We start from the raw sequence: 17271 nt of genomic DNA, 5'->3' as shown, positions 1-17271 counted from the left end.
TAAGCGAGTATGACCAACGATATTCTTACGACAGCGATGCTGGACTCTATGTCGCGCAAGATGAGCGTGGCGGACCTGATGCGTGCGGCGGAAACCTTCAAGCAAAGCGGGCAAACGCAGTCCGTGGAAACGCTTTATGCGACATGGATCGAGCATAACCAGGATAACCCGCTGCTCTATGCGATTCTTTTCAACTATTCGGTGATTCTCTCGGACGCGGAAAAATTGCAGCCCGCCCGTGAGTGCCTGGAGCGGGCCATTGCCATCAACGTGGAGTTTATGCCTGCCTATATTAACCTTGGGCGCATTTACGAGCGGCTGGGTAACTCCGGGATGTCCATTGTGCAATGGTCGGCGGTTTCGGCAAAGCTTGCGACGCTCAACGGCTCGAATGTTACTTATAAAACAACGGCTCTTAACCAGAGTGCGCGGGTGCTTGAGGCGGCGGATCAGGATGAACCCGCCGAGGAGATGCTGCGGCAGAGTCTTGAAATTGATCCGCGCCAAAGGGATGTTGCTCAGCATTACGTCGCGCTCCGGCAGCGGCAATGTAAATGGCCGGTGGTGGCACCGTGGGAGCGGGTGGACCGGGAGACGCTCATGGGCGGGATGTCGCCGCTCTCCGCCGCGGCATATACGGATGACCCGCTGTTGCAACTGGCGATGTCGTGGAACTACAACAAGCTCGATGTGGGGATGCCGGTGGGGGCGTTCGATGCTTGGCCAAGGGCGGCCAGCGCCACCGGGCCGCTCAAGATTGGCTACCTTTGCTCGGATTTGCGTGAACATGCGCTGGGTTACTTGATGACGGAGGTGCTCGGATTGCACGACCGCACCAAGGTGGAGGTGTTCGCCTATTACTGCGGCCCGGAGGCGAAAGACCCGCTGCATGCGAACTTCCAGGCGACCTCGGATCACTGGATTCCCATTACAGGCCTGGACGATGCTGCTGCCGCCCGGCGCATGCGGGAGGACGGTATCCAGATTCTTGTGGATCTCAATGGTTATACGCGAGAGGCCCGCGTCAAGCTGATTGCGCTGCGGCCCGCGCCGGTGATTGTGAACTGGCTGGGGTACCCGGGGAGCATGGGCAGCCCGTACCATCATTATGTGATTGCAGATGATTGGATCATTTCAAAAGATCAGGAAATCTACTACTCCGAAGAGGTGCTGCGGCTGCCGTGCTATCAGCCGAGCAATCGCAAACGGAATGTCGCGCCGCATACGCCCACGCGCGCCGAGGCCAGGCTGCCGGAGGATGCGTTGGTGTATTGCTGTTTCAACGGTGCGCACAAGATCACCCGGTCGACCTTCGAGCGTTGGCTGATGATTCTTAAGCAGGTTCCCGGTAGCGTGCTCTGGCTTTTAAGCAGTACCGAGGCGGCCAACAAGCGCTTGAAGGAACACGCCGCTCAGCACGGCATTGCGCCGGAGCGGGTGATTTTCGCGGAGAAACTGGCGAACCCTTTTCACCTGGCCCGTTATGTTCTGGCGGATTTATTCCTCGATACGACGCCTTACGGCGCGCATACCACGGCATCGGATGCTTTGTGGATGGGGGTGCCGGTTCTCACGTTGAGCGGTCGCTCGTTTGCCTCCCGCGTCTGCGGCAGCCTGGTGCGCTCGGCGGGAATCCCGGAGCTCTGCTTTACCTCGGCACGCGAATACGTTAACTGCGCCGTGGTCCTGGGCAACACGCCTGCGCTGCTCCATCCTTTGCGCGAGAGGTTGCGTGCGGGGCGCGATACCTGCACGCTTTTCGATATGCCGTTGCTGGTGCGCAGCCTTGAGGGTTTGTACTCCACGATGTGGGAGCGGTTCTTGAATGGGGATATGCCCCGGCCGGACCTTTCGAATCTGGATGTCTGCCTGGAGGTTGGCAGCCAGGTGAATCACGACGAAATCGAAGTGCAGACGATCGGCGATTACGAAAAATGGTGGGCCGAACGGCTGGCGGCAAGGGATAAGCTCCGGCCTATCTATCCCGGTGGCAGGTTGGAGCGTTTGCGCTGATTCGCGCTGCCGGGGTGAATTGTCTCATGGACGGCCTTGAGAAGCTCGGTGACGTTATAGGGTTGAGAAAGAAAATATCTGACGCCAAGTTTCCGAAGCTCCAGTTCGTTTTGGGGAAAATCCTGCCTGCCTGAGACGATGATTTTCGCCCTGGGGTTAATGTCCACGAGCTTCCGGCTCAGGGTAACGCCGCCGATGGCCGGCATCGACCAGTCCAGGAGAACGGCGTCGATTTTCTTGCTCTGTTTGTGGTAAATTTCAAACGCCTTTGCCGAGTTGTCGGCGGTGATGACCTTGTAACCGGCCAGACCAAAGACGATGGAGGCCATTTCGAGCACTGATTTTTCGCTGTCCACCAACAAAAGCACCTCGCCTTTTCCCTGGGGTGGAAAAGTTTCGTCTTGCGGAAAATTCAGAGGCTTTTCGTTCATTCTTGACCTTGGGAAAGCATAAACCAAGCTTCAGGGAAGATGCAATCCTCCGGTTTTCGGCCTCCGGGGACGGGCCGGTGGCACATGGGGTGCTATGCAACATGACGATATGTTTCCCTTTGCCATACCTGCCATTACCTCCCTGGCCACATCGGCTCTCCAACGTTGGAACCGCGCGGCGGATGCGCAGGCGCAGGCTGCCGAGGCGTCCCAGACGACGGACTTCCAGACATTGCTCAACCATGCTGCCTCGGGTGGAAAAAACAGCGCGGGTGCGATCCAGCAAAATGTGGCGGCGCTGCCCGAGGTCCAGTCCCTCTTGGCTTCCGCAGGTTCCGGGGCGACGGTCCGGTTATCGGTTTCCCGCGATGGAAGTTTGTCGCAGATCTTGCCCGGAGGGGAAAAAGTGACCGTTCCGCTGAGTTCGCAAAGCCATGCGGTGGTTCGGCAATGGGCCGCTGCCACTCCCGAGGCGTCCACGGCGATTGCGTTGGTTGCATAGCGGGACGCGGCAAATTTTGCCTCCCGGCAACTTCAGTCCTGTCAGCTCGAGTGTGGCTTTGCCCGATGAATGCGTCATTTCGTGGGGAACCTGGGGGTTCAAACGAATTGGCGCTTTTGCTGGCATATGGGTTGCTTAGATGGGCGCAGCCATGATCGACGGGCTTTTTTCCAATACCAACTACCTTGCCTCCAAGCGGCTGCTGGATATTACCCAGATGCGGCATGAAGCCCTGGCGTCCAATATCGCCAACGTCGAGACGCCGAACTACAAGCGGGTCGATCTGCCCAAAGACTTTTCCAAGGAATTCGCCACCCACCTTCAGTCGAGGACGCTGGATGAACTCGGTACGCCTTCGCTCGCGACGGATACCCAGGCTACCAGCCAGCGCCTCGACGGCAACAATGTCGAGATCGACAAGGAACTGACCGCGATGAGCTCCAATACCCTGCAATACAACGCTCTCACGGAGTTTGTCAGCGCGTCACTCAAGCAACTCAAAGTGGCGATCACCGGTCGTTCATAGTCTCGAATCACTCCATGAACCTGATCTCCGGTATCAACGTCACCTCCAGCGCGCTCAATGCGGAAAAAGTCCGCATGAACATCGTGGCCGAGAACATTGCCAATGCGCAGACGACGCACGATGTGGACGGGGCGCCTTATCAGCGCAAAATGGTGTCGTTTGAATCCGTGCTCGACGGCGCGGAAAAAGGGGTGCGCGTTTCCCGGGTCTCTACTGATACCACTCCTGGCGAAACGGTCTACAACCCGGCCCATCCCGATGCCAACGAGAACGGAATGGTTCAGATGCCCAACGTTAATCTCGCTACAGAGATGGTCGATCTGATGAATTCCTCCCGGGCCTACGAAGCGAACCTCGCCGTGGTCCGCAATGCAAAGCAACTGGCTTCCCAAGCGCTTTCCATCGGCAAATAGCACGCTATGTCCATCATCGGCCCCATCGGTAATACCAGCTACTCCAATCTCCTTGGGAGATCCCAGGAGATCGCGGAGCGTGCCGCTGCGTCGCCGGGTGCGGGTGGGCTGGAGGGGGTTTCCCTGCCCTCGTCGCCTCGTTCCTCCGACGCATCGGGCGAGTCTTCATCGGCCACTTCGTTTTCCAAGGTTTTGGAGCAGGCGGTTCAGGACGTGGACGGCAAAATGAAGGCTGCCGAGGCGGATCAAAATAAGCTGCTTTCCGGCGAAACCAATAACTTGCATCAGGCGATGATCTCGATTCAGGAATCGAGCGTGGCTTTTTCGCTGATGGTCGAGGTGCGCAACAAGCTGGTGGAATCCTACCAGGAGCTGATGCGGATGCAGGTTTGAGCGTGGGGTAATTTTTTATGAACGATTTCGCCAAACAGTTCAGGATGTTTTGGAGTCAGTTGTCGACCGGCCAGCGGCTGACGCTCGGTGCGGCGATGCTGGCTGTCGTGGCCGGGATCATCGCGGTAACGATGTGGTCGGGCCATCCGCAGATGCAGCTTCTCTACGGGCGGTTGGGGGAGAAGGACGTCGCGGAGGTGCTCACGCTGCTCCAGGAACAAGGCGTGAAGTACGAGATGGGCGCGGGCGGAAACTCCGTTTATGTGCCTGCCGAAAAAGTGCACCAATTGCGCGCGGCGCTTGCGGCCAAGGGGGTCCCGTCAGGCGGCGGGATAGGGTTCGAGATTTTCGACCGGACGAACTTCGGCATCAGCGACTTTGTGCAACGCACCAATTACCTCCGGGCCGTGCAAGGGGAGCTTTCGCGCACCATTGCGCAGATCCAGGGCGTTCGCTCGGCGCGGGTGATGATCGTTCTGCCGGAAAACCGCTTGCTCTTTTCTGAAACTAAGACGAAGCCGACGGCCTCGGTCTTTGTCGAGCAAGGCTCGGGCGCCATGACGCAAGAGGCCGTTAATTCGATCCGCTTTCTAGTGGCGAACTCGGTTGAGGGGCTGAATGTGAACGACGTGGCGGTCGTGGACAGCCATGGTAGCGTGCTGACGGAACATCTCAAGGACGATCCCTCCCTTGGGAATGCCTCCGCGCAGATGAAATACCGCAAGAGTATCGAGGATTACTTTGCGGGGAAGGTCGAAACAATGCTCTCCAAGGTGCTGGGGGAAAACAATGCCGTGGTGCGGGTATCGGCCGATGTGGATATCGAGAGCTCCACTTCTGTGAAGGACGTTTATGAACCCGATGGGCAGGTTGTGCGCAACGAGGTGGTGACGGAAGACAGCGTTATTACGACCGAAACGGATGGCTCCAGCCAGCGGCCCGCCGTGGGCGTCTCCTCCAATACTCCCGCCACCCCCACCGGCGAAGGCAACGGCAAGCCGGGTGGTAAAAACAGCGAGGAAACTCGCAAAAATAAAACCAATAGCTACGAGATTAACCGGACGACGATTAATTCGGTGAAAAGCCCGGGTAAAATTACGCGTGTCTCAGCTTCGGTATTTATCGCGGCAAAGGAGAAAGCGCGCACGGTGCAGGAACTTGACTCGCTCCGGCAGATGGTGGCCAACGCCCTTGGCATCAAGCCCGAGAGCGGACAGGATCTTTCGCAGATGATCTCGCTCCAGGAGGTGCCGTTCGTGGCTCCGGTGGGCAGAAAGACGGAATTTTTGGACCTCCTTTACGCCAATCCGGAGTGGGTGCGTAATGGCTTTGGCTTGCTGATTGCCGTGGTTGCCGTGATGGCTTTCCTCCGGCTTTTGAAGCGCACGAAGCCATACGAGATCCCCATCGAGATCCTGGATCCCAATGTGAACTTCGAAGCGGAAAAACCGCAGCTTTCCCCGGAGATGCTTAATGAAATGATCCGGCAAAAGCCGCAGAATGTAGGCGCGGCCTTGCGTGGGTGGATGTCGGCATCGAACGGTAACTAGCCATGGCGCGCATTGATTACAGCCAGTTGACCAAGATCCAGAAGATCGCGGCGTTTCTGATTTTCATCGGCCCGGACGCCGCCTCGGAGGTTATGAAGGGCTTCGATACGGCGCAGTTGGAGCTGATTTGCCGTGAAATGGCCAGCCTGCATGTTGTCGATGACGCAATGCAGCAGAAGCTGTTCGAGGAGTTTGGTGATGTAATTGTCAACGGGATGCAGGCAAAGCTGGGCGGCGTGGGCTATGCGCAGAATGTTCTGGCGAAAGCGAAAGGGGAGTACACGGCAGCCTCTATTCTCAACCGAGTGGTTCCTGCGCAATTACCCACGGAGGCGGGGGAGGACATTCGGCAGATGGATGGTCGCCAAGTCCTTAACCTAATGAAAGCAGAGCAGCCGCAGACGATTGCGTTTATCCTATCCTACCTTGATACTTCCAAGGCTGCCGAGATTGTCATGATGCTTTCCTCGGAGTTGCGGGAGGACGTCGTGGAGCGGCTTGGCGCTATGGAGCCGACCTCCCACGAGGTATTGATGAAGATTGCCAAGAACCTCAACCGGCACTTTGACAAAAAGGCGCTTCACCGGGGGCTGCATCACAACGGTGGCGTGAAGAATGTCGCGGATATCCTCAACGCCCTCGATAAAGACATGCGCAAGCATCTCCTGACGCGCATCGAAGCGCGCAATGCGGCGTTGGGCGCGGCCATTCGCAAAAAGGTTTTCAGCTTCGAGGATCTCGCGCGCCTGGAGCGGGTCGATTTGCAGCGGGTGCTGCGCGAAGTGGATATGGGCGAACTGGCCATTGCGCTAAAGACTGCCAAGCCGGTGCTTGTCGCCGCTGTCATGGCGTCCATTTCGAAGCGCGCCGCCGAGAGCCTCAAGGAGGATATCGAGTTGCTGGGGCCGACCAAGATGAAGGATGTGGAAGCCGCGCAGGACAAGATTATCCAGGTGGTGCGGCGGTTGGAGGAGGCGGAGGAGATCACTCTCGACTCAGGAGGCGACGATCGTGCTTTCGTGTAAGTTCAGCCATAGGCCCAGGGCCATCCGGTTGGCAGGGGGAGATCCCGTTCTTTTGTATACTGGGGAAGGGCTTCAAGCGGCGCGCGAGGAAGGCTATTGCCAAGGACACGACGCGGCTTTGTCCGAGTTGGAGGCGCAGTTTGCAAATCAGCGGATGGAGGTGGCCGAAATACAGCACCAGACGCTGGAACGGCTGGCTCAGGGGCACGAGGCGCTGGTCGAACAATGCTGCGGATTGCTCCCGGGCCTGGTTATGGAGGGCATTCGGCGCGTTCTGGCCACGGTGGAGCTGGACGAGACGGTGATGAGAAATATCGTAGGCGAAATGATTGCCGAGGTGCGCCCGGGAACTTCTGGATTGGAGGTTATGCTCAACGAACACGATCTGGAGTTTTTCCAGTCCGCTGACGAAAATCTGGGGCAAAAATATCCCGGGATTCAATTCGTTGCCGATCCGGATTTGCGCCATGGCGACTGTATGGTACGAAGCCGCTTTGGAACGCTTGATGGAACGCTCACTACCAAGCTCGATAATGTGGAGGCGCTGTTGGAATGAGCCTTTCTTCTCCACCGGCCAGTGCCAAGCTCGCGCAGTTTGGCGAACGTTTCCGCCAGCGGTTGCGCACCTATCCGCTGGTTGAAAAAGTGGGCCGCGTTGCGCAAGTCAGCGGACTTGTCATCGAATCGGATGGCCCGACAGCGGCGCTGGGCGATGTTTGTCGCATTGAGTCGCCGCGCTTTAGAACGGAGCTTTATGCGGAAGTGGTGGGCTTTCGGGATCACCGTATTTTGCTGATGCCGCTGGGGGATATGCAGCAGATTTCGGCGGGGGCAAAAGTTGTCGCGTCGCTGCATGCCGCCGCGATGCCGGTGGGGCGTGGGCTCGTTGGCCGCGTGATTGATGGGCTTGGGCGGCCGCTGGATGGGCTCGGCCCGCTGAACGTGGACCGGACGCAACGCCTTCACAACAGCCCACCCAACCCGCTGCGTCGCCAGCGGATTCACGAGCCGTTCCAGACGGGAGTCAGAGCCATTGACGTATTTACTCCGATGGGGTGTGGTCAGCGCATGGGGATCTTTGCGGGTAGTGGCGTGGGTAAATCGACGTTGCTGGGGATGATGGCACGCGGTGCGGAGGCGGACGTGAATGTCATCGCGCTGGTGGGCGAGCGGGGCCGCGAACTGCGGGAGTTTGTGGAAAAAGATCTGGGCGAGGAGGGGATGGCGCGTTCGGTGGTGGTCTGCGCGACCTCCGAAACGCCCGCGCTGGTGCGGCTTCGCGCGGCGATGCTTTCGACGGCAATTGCTGAATATTTTCGCGATCAAGGTTTGAAGGTGCTCTTTATGATGGATTCGGTGACCCGGTTTGCCATGGCTCAGCGCGAGATCGGCCTGGCTATCGGAGAGCCGCCGAGCAGCCGGGGATATACGCCGTCTGTTTTTGCGCTGCTGCCGCGTCTGCTCGAACGAACGGGGACGGGGGAGACCGGCTCCATCACGGCGTTCTACACTGTATTGGTTGAGGGCGATGATATGAATGAGCCGATTGCCGATGCCGTGCGCGGTATCCTCGACGGGCACATCGTCCTTTCGCGGGCGCTGGCTACCGCAAACCATTTTCCGGCTATCGACGTGCTGGAGAGCGTAAGTCGATTGGTGCGTGAAGTGACGACGCCGGAGCAGGGCGGGCGGATCGGCAATGCGCGGGATTTGCTCGCGGTTTATCGCAAGAACGAGGACTTGATCAATATTGGCGCCTATACCAAAGGGAATAACGCGCGGATTGATCATGCCATTGAGAAATACGATGCGTTGAACCAATTCCTTCGCCAGAAGGTGGATGAAAAAGTGACTCGCATCGAAAGCTTTGAACGATTGGCCGCCTTGCTTAAATGAAACCGTTCGCTTTTAGTCTCGAAGCCGTTTTGCTGGTGCGTACTCGGGAGGAGCAGGCCGCCAAGGAGGCCTGGGGCGTCGCGATGCAGGCCTTTACCCGCGCGGAACAGAATCTTGTTGCCGGAAAGTGGGAACTGGAGCGGCAGCAGACGGCCCTTTGCGACTTGCGTGGAGACTGTTTCCGGCCGGGCGATCAATCCATGTATCTTAATGCGGTGGCTTTTCAGCGCAGTGTGTGTGAGCGGCTTGCCATGGAGCTGAAGAAGGCTGCGGAGGTGGCCCGGGCGCGGCAAACTGCGTTGTTACAGGCCCGGATGAAGTGTGAAGTGCTAAGGCGGTTGAAGGAAAATAAAATGAACGAATACCAGAGCGACCTGCGGGCCCGGGAGGAAGCGGCCATTGACGATCTGATGATTTCACGGCATGGCCGGAGGGGAATTTAGCGATGTCTTTTTTTAAATCACGGTGGTTTCCAGTCATCCTTGCCATATTGCTGAGTTTTGGTACTTCGGGCTATCTGCTGATGTCTCAGTGGGGGGCGTTATTCTACAATTTGCCGAAGGTCAATATCGAGGCCCCTCCGCTTCTGTGGTCTTTTAAAGACGCTGAGGTTGAAAGATTGGTTAAGGAACTGCGCGAAGAACGAAAAAAGCTGGATGCGCGTGAAGCCGACCTGGAAAAAACGAGTGCGCAGATCAATGTGGAGCGCGAGGAGTTGGCCAAAGTTCAGAATGATATTCAGGCCTCGCGCGATCAGCTCAGCGCGGCGATTGTGGAAATGCAGGAGACCGAGGCGAAGAATCTCAAATCTCTGGCGGCCACGTATTCCACGATGGCGGCTCCATCGGCGGTCAATATTTTGGCGGAAATGGATGAGACGCTGGTGGTCAAAATTATTTCACTGATGAAGACGGACAAGGTCGCGGCGATTTTTCAGGAAATGGGGCGGCGCAGTCCTGATAGTGACATGCCTAAGCGGGCCGCGCGGCTATCGGACAAGCTGCGCCTGGTCAAGGCCAATAAGGAGACGCCCGCGCCATGAACCCCGTTCTTCCAACTCCGGTGAGCGTTGTTTCCGAGGGAGCGCAAGCGCAGGGGCAGGAGTCAACTGCTGGCGATTTGCCAGGTGGTTTCGAGATGCTTCTTGCGCAGCCGGGAAAGCAAAATGTCTCCATTCTGGAACCGTCGCGGGTAGTTGATGACGCGAAAGGGGAGACAAGCTCATCGAATGTGCCGAAGGCTAATGGCCTATCGGCATCTATTGGAACGGTGGATGTAAGCTCGATTTATTTGGTTCCGTTTCAAGCGCTTCAGGTAATACCCGCGGCTCAAGTGCCTGCGGGGAATGATGGTGGTGTGGTAACTAGTGAGCCATCAAACGAAAGTGCCGCGCTGCCGGTGCCGGAAAATGCGGTTGCAGTCAACGGACAAACAGCAACGAAGCCGAATAACCTGTTAGTTGAAAATTCCCTTGCGCAGCCAGCGAAGCAAAATCTCTCCATCCCGGAACAGCCGCTGGTGGTCGATGACTCGGGAGAGAATGCAAGTTCATCGGACGAGCCGAAGGCTACCGACCCATTGGCATCTGCTGGAACGGTGGATGTCAGTTCAATTTATTCGGTTCGGTTTCAACCGCTCCAGGCGATCCCCGTGGCCCAAGTGTCTACTAAGAATGATGATCGTGATGGCGCGGCATCTTGGGCTCAATTGAACGAAGGCGCAGCGCTGGCGGGGCTGGAAAAGGCCAATGTCGCCGACGGGGAAAGAGTGATGACGACGAATAATCCTTTGATAAAGAAGGTTTCGGTGTTGAGTGCGGGAGCGCAATCGGATGAAAACGTCGGATCGAAGATGGACGTGCTTCCCGGGGATTGGGATTGCGATGTTGATCAAGAAACGGGCGGGGCAATCCCCTCGGGTTATGTTGCTGACAAGAACAGGTCGCCATCGATGCCTGCTCTTGACGTTGCGGTTGGGGCGGCTCCGTCGCTTTCTGCTCCGGTTGTGGAGGGCGCTTTGGGTGGCACGGTCGATGAAAAAAAAACGCAGGCATTGAAGAGGGGCGTGTCTGTTGGGATCAAGTCGGGCGGTGGATTTCTAAACAAGGCGCTGAGTGAAAATTTTGCCGCGACAGTCCCTCCAGCCAGTGTTGTTGCAGGGGTTGAGAAGATCGGCGAGGCGGCAAATATTGCCGCTGATGGGCCCGTGACTGAAACCCGCACCGAGCCATCGACGTCCAAGGATGCAGAATCCTCGACTCCCGATATCATTTTGCCTCGCAGTGGCATGTCTGCTGCTATGCAGGGCGATCCAATGCCTGCTGTGTACGCACAACCTGAAAAGATGGGATCATCCGCCAACAAGGTGGTCTCGGCTGTTTTGGCGGATGCAAAGGCCTCGACTGATTCCGGAGCGGCGACGGAAGCCGATAATCGGCAGCACGGTGCCTTGACCGGTTCCGCTTTGCCTATGCCTTCGCTTTCGATTCCTATGGCAACACAGGATGCCGGGCGCGGGGCGACAATAGCCCCGCCGGAACCCTCAACAAATGCGGGAAATTCCCAGCAGATTGCCGCGCTCGTTGATCACACCGTGGACATAGCCGGTAAAATGCGATCGGATGGAAAGAGTCACGTCGAACTCCAAGTGCGCCTGCATGACGGACAGCAGGTGACGATTCAGCTCAGGATGAATGCCGGGGAAGTCCAGCCGGTGTTCAAGACCGATTCCGCCGATTTGCGCAGCGCCCTGGAGCAGCACTGGGAGCAGTTTAATGCCGCGTCAGGCGATCGCGGTGTGCGTATTGCGGCGCCTGTTTTTGAGCCAGGGCAATCCGGGATGGGCGATTCCCAGCATCGGCAGCAACAATCTTCCGGGCAACAGTCCGCCTTTTGGGGGGATGAAGACTCGCCGTTGCCTGTTCCGTTAAAAACGTCTCCGGAGACTTCATCTCGGGGCGAAACCGCGCCCTCATCCGCGGCGTCCCTTCTTTCCTTGTTCGCATAAACTCAAACGTCATTTGGGATATGTCTGTTACCAGCACCACTTCCACATCATCCAGCAACAGCGCCACGCTTGCCCTTCTTAATTCAAAGAACGGTGCCAAGGGGGATTCAACGCTGGACGAAGGTGATTTCTTGAAATTGCTGACGGCACAGCTTGCGGCTCAAGATCCGCTCAACCCGATGGACGATACCGCGTTTGTTTCGCAGATGGCCACATTCAGCCAACTCACTCAAATGCAAAATATCGGCAATGACATGTCTGTGATGACCGCCAGTAACTATATTGGTAAGACTGTCATCGCCGAGGATTCTTCGGGGAAAAAAGTGACGGGTGTTGTTTCATCGGTAACCATTAGCGATAACGAACCGTCGCTGGTCATCAATGATACGACTTGCGCGCTAGACACCGTGACCAGTGTCTCTACCACCTCCACTTCATCCTCCTCAACCGCCACAGAATAGGCACAACAAAGAAAAGCACCCTATGTCATTCGGATCATTAACTTCGGGCGTCAGCGCGCTCAAGAGCTTCGAGAAAGGAATCGAGGTCATTGGCAATAACGTTGCGAATGTGAACACTACGGCCTACAAAGGTTCGACTACTGAGTATAGCGATTCGTTTAGTACGGTATTGAAGAGCGCGACGGTAGCGTCTTCGGACGGCAGCGCTTCGAGCAGGTCCGGGCAAGAAGTGGGAACGGGGGTGCAAATCGAGAGCATCACGACCGACTTCACGCCGGGAAAGCTTTCGACGGCGAGTTCGGAATCGGACCTCGGTATTTCAGGCAACGGTTTCTTTCAGGTGGTGGACCCTTCCTCGGGGACCGCATACGCTACCCGCGCTGGGAATTTCACCATCGACAGCAATGGCTATCTTGTCACCCAGAATGGCTATCGCGTGCAGGGACTCTGCGACGGTTCGACGAATTTTACGGTTACGGAGGTAGATGGAAAGCTTGTATATACTCAGGATACCAGCACATCGGCCTCCACCGTGGGCGATGTCAATATTTCGTTCACGCCGAATCTGGATTCATCCAATGGCCCGGTGAATTTGACGATCGATTCCAGTGTTACGGATTTTACTGATGCCGAGGTGTTGGCTAGGGCCCCCTCGATGAGTTCCTATAGTATTGATACGTCGGGGAATGTGGCGATCACTCTTAGCAACGGTGGTTCGTATGTGGCGGGCCGGGTGTTGCTGCAAAACTACAAGGACACTTCAATGCTCCAGAGCGCAGGTAATAATCTGTACACTAATCTGGAGGCTGCGGGGCCCATTGGCGGGATTACGTTGACTGCCGCTAAAAACACTGCGGATACCAATGGGCTGGGGTTGATCGAGTCCAAATCGCTGGAAGGCTCCAACGTGGATCTTAGTAGCGAATTCGCGGAACTGATCACCGCACAGCGCGCCTTCCAGGCGGGGTCGCGCATTATCACGGTTACCGACAGCATTCTTGAGGAAACCATCAACCTGAAGCGGCAATAATGCCCCCTTATCCCGCTGAAGAAGAGATCCCGGTGAGCGCCCCGCCGGTGCCAGTCAAGGCGCCGAGCCCTTGGGGCCCGGTGCTTCTTGTGATAATTTTGATGCCGCTGATTTCGTATGTAACAACCCAATTCGTGCTCATCCCCAAAATGAGGGAATCGCTGGTTAAAGCAGCCATTGACGGAGTGGTCCTGCCCGGAAACGGCAAGCCAGGAAACGATGCCGCATTGTTGGCGAAATCTGGCCGGAAGAAAGACGAGGCCTCCACTTCCTTTGAGTATTCGTTCGATAACATTGTGGTGAATCTTTCCGGGAGTAAGGGAACGCGTTACTTGAAGACGGGTTTTACGGTTTTCAGTACCAACCCGGAGCTAAAGGCGATCATCAATCGCCATCGGAGCGAGTTGCAGAACCTTACCCTGAACATTCTTTCGTCAAAGACGTTGACTGACCTGGAGCTGCCCGGCGCGAAGAATGCGCTACTTGGCGAGCTGCAGGAGAACTTTAACCACGCCCTGAACAGCAGCATTGTAGACCAGGTCTACTTCAACGAGTTTGTTGTGCAATGAGCGAGGGAGAGTCCAGGATATTCCCGCCGACGCGCTCTGCGGTTACCGCTGTATATAAGTGGGACGGCTCCCGAGTGGAGCCGCCGGAAATTGAGCCCGATATCTATAACTTTCGCAACCCGGGTTTTTTGAGTCAGGCCGATTTGAGACAATTGGCGATGACTCATGAGAAGTACGTTCAGCATTTATCGGCGCGGCTTTCGACGTTTTTGCGGATGGAGTGTATGATCAAGATCCGCAAACTAAATAGCTCCACGTTTGCAAAGTTCTGCGATGGGATTCAGAGCCCGACCCATGTGACGCTGTTTGAGGTGGAACCGTTGCGGGGTGTTGGCGTTTTGGATATGAGTCTGCCGCTGGCGCTGGCAATCGTCGATCGGTTGCTGGGCGGAAAGGGAAGGGTTATTGAGGCAGGGAACAATCTGACGGAAATGGAAACCGCGTTGGTGGAAGACGCGGTTCAACTCATTTTGACTGAATGGTCCAACCAGTGGCACGACAATAACTGGAACTTTCAGCCGCGCTGCATTGGAACAGATACGAGCGGGCGCTTTCTGCAAACCTCGGCGGCGGAAGCGGTGACGTTGATGGTTGATTTGGAGGTGACGCTGGGCGAGTGCGTGGAGCATATGCAGATGGGCGTGCCGTTCTCAATGATCGAGGTGATCGTCAAGAAAATGCAGCAATCCCGGCTCAAGGGAAATGAATCGCGAAACAAGCAGCTGGAATGGCGCGCGCCGTACGAGGCGATTGATGTGCCGGTCACGGCGGACTGGGTCGTGGCGCAAATGACGGTAGAAGAAGTGCTCAACTTGCGTCCGGATGACATGATTCCCGTGCCGATGACGCTCATCGAGAATACGCGAGTTCGGCTTTCCGATACGCCCCAATTTGTGGGTACGGTCGGCATTGAGAACGGACATGTCGCCGTGGAGCTGACCTCCCGGATCAAATCGGATCATTGATTTATGGCAAACCCTTTGGATGATAAGAAACTCGGCATTGTGCTGGATGTTAAAGTGCAGCTTACGGCGCGGCTTGGATCGTGCCAGATGGCGATGCGCGATGTGCTGGAACTCGGGCCAGGCGTTATTATTCAGCTGGACCAGCGAGCGAATGACCCGATTGGGGTTTACGTTAATGACAAGCTGATTGCGGTGGGGGAAGTGGTGGTATTGGAGGAGAACTTCTGTATCAAGATCACCGAACTAATCGGAGATAAATCGTGAATCCTGCCCTCGGCGGAATGTTGCAGATTGCTGTCTATTGTTTTCTGCTCGTGGGGCTCCTGGCGGGCGGTTTGTTTTTTTATCGCAACGGTTTTGGCGCATTGGCGGCGAGGAACAAGACGGCGCGAAAACTTGATATCAGCGAAACGCGAATGCTGGGCAACCGGCAGTATCTGGTAGTGGCTGAATACGAGGGGCGCAAGATGCTCATTGGGGTTTGCCCCGGACGGATCGAATACTTGTGCAACTTGGGAGGCGGTGATGAGGACGGGGGGCGGTTTTCGTCGCTTCTTCCGGAGAAGCCTGAATGAAATCGCTGGTTTCCTTCCTATTCTTTTTAATGTTGGCTCTACCGCTATCGGCACAGGTTCCGGCGGGGCAGGCAACGCCTGATGCTGTCGCCTATGTGTTGCCTACGCCTTCGCCACGCACGTCGGCTTTGCAGGTGCCTTCGGTGGGGGCTCCGCTATCGGCCCCGGCGGTTGCTGCGGGTTCCGCGTTGCCTTCGTCCGGGGGGCCTTTCAACCTTACGATTGGGCTCAATGGGCAGGCGACGGAGCAGGGGAATGTTTCGACCGCGATTCAGATTGTTTTCGCGATGACGCTTTTGACGCTGGCCCCGTCGTTCATCATGCTCATGACGAGCTTTACGCGAATCGTGATTGTGCTCGGTTTCCTTCGATCGGCGATCGGCGTACAAAGCGCTCCCTCGAACCAGATCATTATTGGAATGTCGATCTTCCTGACGATGTTCATCATGGCTCCGGTGGCGAATCGCATCAACGCGGACGCCCTTCAGCCCTACATGGCGAAGCAACTGACGCTGGAAGCCGCTTGCGAAAAAGGCTCCATGCCGATCAAGCAATTTATGCTGAAGCAGACCCGGCCAAGTGAGATCGACTTTTTCCTGGGGATCGCGGGCTATGGGCCGACAAAAGTCGCCGATCTTCCGATAACGGTTGTGGTGCCCGCTTTTGTCATTAGCGAGCTGCGGACTGCATTCCAGATGGGCTTCCTGGTTTACATTCCCTTCCTGGTGATTGATTTCGTGGTGGCGTCCACCTTGATGTCGATGGGAATGATGATGATGCCGCCGGTAATGATTTCGCTGCCATTCAAGCTGTTGCTTTTTGTATTGGTGGACGGCTGGCACCTCGTGGTTCAGTCGCTGGTGAAGAGCTTTGGCTTATGAATATCGAGCAAGCTATCGAGATATTGCGGCAGTTGGTGACGCTGTCGATGCTGGTGGTGGGACCGATCTTGATTTCGACCATGGTGGTGGGCGTTTTGGTGAGCTTGTTTCAGGCTGTTACCAGTATCCAGGAGCAGACGCTCTCTTTTGTGCCGAAGCTAGTGACGGCGGGTTTTGTCATGATTTTTTCCGCGCCGTGGATTTTGCGCAATGTGATGGAGTTTACCATTACGTTCCTTTCCCGCTTACCGGAAATGACGAAATAAAACGGTGATCTCGGTACAGCCCATCTATGTCTGGATGATGGTTTTTGTTCGCGCGGGCGGGCTGATCAGTCTGATTCCCGTGTTCTCGGGGCAAAATATTCCGGTGCGGGTGCGGATCGCCATCGCGGCCATGCTGGCGCTGGTTGTCACGGGCTTTGCCCCGGCGGTGTCGTCGTTTCCGCCCGATGTCCTTTGCTTGATTTTCGTGGCGGGACGTGAACTATTGATCGGGCTCATGATGGGGGCTGTGGCCCGGCTGATTTTTTATGCCATTGAGTTTGCAGGGCAGCTCATTTCCACGGAGATGGGGCTCATGATGAGCTCGCAACTCGACCCGGTTTCGAACACGAATACCTCGCCGGTTGGCATTGCGCTGTTTAATCTTGGCGTGTTGCTTTTCCTATTTTCCGGATCGCATCACGCCGTTTTCGTGGCGTTTCTGCGCAGCTTTGCCATTGCGCCCATTGGGCAACTAGGCTTTACCCGCGAGATAGCGGAACTTTTTGTTACTAATACCGGCAAAATTTTCCTTATTGGTGTTCAGATGGCGGTTCCATTGATGGCGGTGAACTTCGTGGTGACTTTTACCTTTGCCATTCTTGGAAAGGCTGCGCCAAGTATGAATGTCTTTTCGGAGAGCTTTTCCGTCAGAATTTTGGCGGGTATGGCAATCTTTGGCGTTGCTTTGGGGCTGACGGCACAACTCGTGCTTAGCTCCATGCGCCAATCGCCGGAGTTGATGTTGCACCTGGTCCCGTAGGATGACGCG

Annotated in this window: 22 protein-coding genes; 21 read left to right on the top strand and 1 reads right to left on the bottom strand. The window is 56.3% G+C overall.

The genetic code is table 11. From position 1 onward, the window contains the following. Nucleotides 1-9: 9 nt before the first annotated feature. Entirely contained in the window at nucleotides 10-2013 is a 2004-nt protein-coding gene (locus B2828_RS13330) for an O-linked N-acetylglucosamine transferase, SPINDLY family protein (protein WP_479634251.1), read from the top strand. Here B2828_RS13330 and B2828_RS13325 read toward each other — a convergent pair. Beyond that, entirely contained in the window at nucleotides 1980-2444 is a 465-nt protein-coding gene (locus B2828_RS13325; protein WP_479634250.1) for a response regulator, read from the bottom strand. The genes B2828_RS13330 and B2828_RS13325 overlap by 34 nt on opposite strands. 94 nt (nucleotides 2445-2538) lie before the next feature. On the opposite strand from B2828_RS13325, the gene B2828_RS13320 reads away from it, so the two are divergent. The 20 genes from B2828_RS13320 to fliR all read left to right on the top strand — a co-directional run bounded on the left by B2828_RS13320 (nucleotide 2539) and on the right by fliR (nucleotide 17262). Further along, nucleotides 2539-2946, top strand: a complete 408-nt coding sequence (locus B2828_RS13320) for a hypothetical protein (RefSeq protein ID WP_479634249.1) — start codon at nucleotides 2539-2541, stop codon at nucleotides 2944-2946. A gap of 151 nt (nucleotides 2947-3097) precedes the next feature. After that, nucleotides 3098-3472, top strand: coding sequence for a flagellar basal body rod protein FlgB (flgB, locus tag B2828_RS13315; RefSeq protein ID WP_479634248.1), 375 nt, complete (start codon nucleotides 3098-3100; stop codon nucleotides 3470-3472). Nucleotides 3473-3486: 14 nt separating this feature from the next. Next, entirely contained in the window at nucleotides 3487-3885 is a 399-nt protein-coding gene (flgC, locus tag B2828_RS13310; protein ID WP_479634247.1) for a flagellar basal body rod protein FlgC, read from the top strand. Between the two features lie 6 nt (nucleotides 3886-3891). After that, nucleotides 3892-4278: a flagellar hook-basal body complex protein FliE gene (gene fliE, locus B2828_RS13305; RefSeq protein WP_479634246.1), complete on the top strand. Its 387-nt coding sequence runs from the start codon at nucleotides 3892-3894 to the stop codon at nucleotides 4276-4278. Nucleotides 4279-4295: 17 nt separating this feature from the next. After that, nucleotides 4296-5828, top strand: a complete 1533-nt coding sequence (gene fliF, locus B2828_RS13300; RefSeq protein WP_479634245.1) for a flagellar basal-body MS-ring/collar protein FliF — start codon at nucleotides 4296-4298, stop codon at nucleotides 5826-5828. A gap of 2 nt (nucleotides 5829-5830) precedes the next feature. After that, nucleotides 5831-6853 (top strand): flagellar motor switch protein FliG, encoded by a 1023-nt coding sequence (gene fliG, locus B2828_RS13295; RefSeq protein WP_479634244.1) that lies wholly within the window; start codon nucleotides 5831-5833, stop codon nucleotides 6851-6853. 52 nt (nucleotides 6854-6905) lie between these two features. Next, entirely contained in the window at nucleotides 6906-7409 is a 504-nt protein-coding gene (locus tag B2828_RS13290; protein WP_479634243.1) for a FliH/SctL family protein, read from the top strand. Further along, on the top strand, nucleotides 7406-8749 hold the full coding sequence (gene fliI / locus B2828_RS13285; protein WP_479634242.1) for a flagellar protein export ATPase FliI: 1344 nt from the start codon (nucleotides 7406-7408) through the stop codon (nucleotides 8747-8749). The genes B2828_RS13290 and fliI overlap by 4 nt, the downstream gene beginning before the upstream one ends. Continuing rightward, nucleotides 8746-9192 carry a flagellar export protein FliJ gene (locus tag B2828_RS13280; protein ID WP_479634241.1) on the top strand — a complete coding sequence of 149 codons (447 nt, stop codon included), beginning with the start codon at nucleotides 8746-8748 and terminating at the stop codon, nucleotides 9190-9192. The genes fliI and B2828_RS13280 overlap by 4 nt, the downstream gene beginning before the upstream one ends. Nucleotides 9193-9194: 2 nt before the next feature. After that, on the top strand, nucleotides 9195-9791 hold the full coding sequence (locus B2828_RS13275) for a MotE family protein (RefSeq protein ID WP_479634240.1): 597 nt from the start codon (nucleotides 9195-9197) through the stop codon (nucleotides 9789-9791). Beyond that, complete coding sequence (locus tag B2828_RS13270; RefSeq protein WP_479634239.1) at nucleotides 9788-11755, top strand: hypothetical protein; 1968 nt, start codon at nucleotides 9788-9790, stop codon at nucleotides 11753-11755. Before B2828_RS13275 ends, B2828_RS13270 begins: the two co-directional genes overlap by 4 nt. A 20-nt stretch (nucleotides 11756-11775) precedes the next feature. Next, nucleotides 11776-12216 (top strand): flagellar hook capping FlgD N-terminal domain-containing protein, encoded by a 441-nt coding sequence (locus B2828_RS13265; protein ID WP_479634238.1) that lies wholly within the window; start codon nucleotides 11776-11778, stop codon nucleotides 12214-12216. A 22-nt stretch (nucleotides 12217-12238) separates the two neighbouring features. Then, on the top strand, nucleotides 12239-13246 hold the full coding sequence (locus B2828_RS13260; RefSeq protein ID WP_479634237.1) for a flagellar hook-basal body protein: 1008 nt from the start codon (nucleotides 12239-12241) through the stop codon (nucleotides 13244-13246). Next, entirely contained in the window at nucleotides 13246-13815 is a 570-nt protein-coding gene (locus B2828_RS13255; RefSeq protein ID WP_479634236.1) for a flagellar basal body-associated FliL family protein, read from the top strand. Before B2828_RS13260 ends, B2828_RS13255 begins: the two co-directional genes overlap by 1 nt. A 74-nt stretch (nucleotides 13816-13889) precedes the next feature. Then, complete coding sequence (locus B2828_RS13250; RefSeq protein ID WP_479634235.1) at nucleotides 13890-14780, top strand: flagellar motor switch protein FliM; 891 nt, start codon at nucleotides 13890-13892, stop codon at nucleotides 14778-14780. Nucleotides 14781-14783: 3 nt separating this feature from the next. Then, on the top strand, nucleotides 14784-15044 hold the full coding sequence (fliN, locus tag B2828_RS13245; protein ID WP_479634234.1) for a flagellar motor switch protein FliN: 261 nt from the start codon (nucleotides 14784-14786) through the stop codon (nucleotides 15042-15044). After that, complete coding sequence (locus tag B2828_RS13240; RefSeq protein ID WP_479634233.1) at nucleotides 15041-15355, top strand: flagellar biosynthetic protein FliO; 315 nt, start codon at nucleotides 15041-15043, stop codon at nucleotides 15353-15355. Before fliN ends, B2828_RS13240 begins: the two co-directional genes overlap by 4 nt. Next, nucleotides 15352-16236 (top strand): flagellar type III secretion system pore protein FliP, encoded by an 885-nt coding sequence (gene fliP / locus B2828_RS13235; protein ID WP_479634232.1) that lies wholly within the window; start codon nucleotides 15352-15354, stop codon nucleotides 16234-16236. Before B2828_RS13240 ends, fliP begins: the two co-directional genes overlap by 4 nt. Continuing rightward, nucleotides 16233-16502, top strand: coding sequence for a flagellar biosynthetic protein FliQ (locus B2828_RS13230; RefSeq protein WP_479634231.1), 270 nt, complete (start codon nucleotides 16233-16235; stop codon nucleotides 16500-16502). Before fliP ends, B2828_RS13230 begins: the two co-directional genes overlap by 4 nt. Before the next feature lie 4 nt (nucleotides 16503-16506). Next, nucleotides 16507-17262: a flagellar biosynthetic protein FliR gene (gene fliR / locus B2828_RS13225; protein WP_479634230.1), complete on the top strand. Its 756-nt coding sequence runs from the start codon at nucleotides 16507-16509 to the stop codon at nucleotides 17260-17262. The last annotated feature ends 9 nt before the right edge of the window (nucleotides 17263-17271 follow it).

This window comes from Spartobacteria bacterium UBA695, assembly GCA_002298145.1.
Classification (GTDB): domain Bacteria; phylum Verrucomicrobiota; class Verrucomicrobiia; order Chthoniobacterales; family Chthoniobacteraceae; genus UBA695.
Note: the sequence above shows the minus strand (reverse complement) of the source record. Positions and strands in the feature narration are given on the sequence as shown.

Excerpts from the sequence above, each read along its gene's own strand:
- B2828_RS13270 (WP_479634239.1), top strand. The coding sequence starts at position 9,788 with ATGAACCCCGTTCTTCCAACTCCGGTGAGCGTTGTTTCCGAGGGAGCG.
- B2828_RS13230 (WP_479634231.1), top strand. The coding sequence starts at position 16,233 with ATGAATATCGAGCAAGCTATCGAGATATTGCGGCAGTTGGTGACGCTG.
- B2828_RS13255 (WP_479634236.1), top strand. The coding sequence starts at position 13,246 with ATGCCCCCTTATCCCGCTGAAGAAGAGATCCCGGTGAGCGCCCCGCCG.
- fliF (WP_479634245.1), top strand. The coding sequence starts at position 4,296 with ATGAACGATTTCGCCAAACAGTTCAGGATGTTTTGGAGTCAGTTGTCG.
- flgC (WP_479634247.1), top strand. The coding sequence starts at position 3,487 with ATGAACCTGATCTCCGGTATCAACGTCACCTCCAGCGCGCTCAATGCG.
- fliP (WP_479634232.1), top strand. The coding sequence starts at position 15,352 with ATGAAATCGCTGGTTTCCTTCCTATTCTTTTTAATGTTGGCTCTACCG.
- fliI (WP_479634242.1), top strand. The coding sequence starts at position 7,406 with ATGAGCCTTTCTTCTCCACCGGCCAGTGCCAAGCTCGCGCAGTTTGGC.
- B2828_RS13320 (WP_479634249.1), top strand. The coding sequence starts at position 2,539 with ATGCAACATGACGATATGTTTCCCTTTGCCATACCTGCCATTACCTCC.
- flgB (WP_479634248.1), top strand. The coding sequence starts at position 3,098 with ATGATCGACGGGCTTTTTTCCAATACCAACTACCTTGCCTCCAAGCGG.
- B2828_RS13275 (WP_479634240.1), top strand. The coding sequence starts at position 9,195 with ATGTCTTTTTTTAAATCACGGTGGTTTCCAGTCATCCTTGCCATATTG.
- B2828_RS13265 (WP_479634238.1), top strand. The coding sequence starts at position 11,776 with ATGTCTGTTACCAGCACCACTTCCACATCATCCAGCAACAGCGCCACG.
- fliN (WP_479634234.1), top strand. The coding sequence starts at position 14,784 with ATGGCAAACCCTTTGGATGATAAGAAACTCGGCATTGTGCTGGATGTT.
- B2828_RS13260 (WP_479634237.1), top strand. The coding sequence starts at position 12,239 with ATGTCATTCGGATCATTAACTTCGGGCGTCAGCGCGCTCAAGAGCTTC.
- B2828_RS13280 (WP_479634241.1), top strand. The coding sequence starts at position 8,746 with ATGAAACCGTTCGCTTTTAGTCTCGAAGCCGTTTTGCTGGTGCGTACT.
- B2828_RS13325 (WP_479634250.1), bottom strand. The coding sequence starts at position 2,444 with ATGAACGAAAAGCCTCTGAATTTTCCGCAAGACGAAACTTTTCCACCC.
- fliE (WP_479634246.1), top strand. The coding sequence starts at position 3,892 with ATGTCCATCATCGGCCCCATCGGTAATACCAGCTACTCCAATCTCCTT.
- fliG (WP_479634244.1), top strand. The coding sequence starts at position 5,831 with ATGGCGCGCATTGATTACAGCCAGTTGACCAAGATCCAGAAGATCGCG.
- B2828_RS13330 (WP_479634251.1), top strand. The coding sequence starts at position 10 with ATGACCAACGATATTCTTACGACAGCGATGCTGGACTCTATGTCGCGC.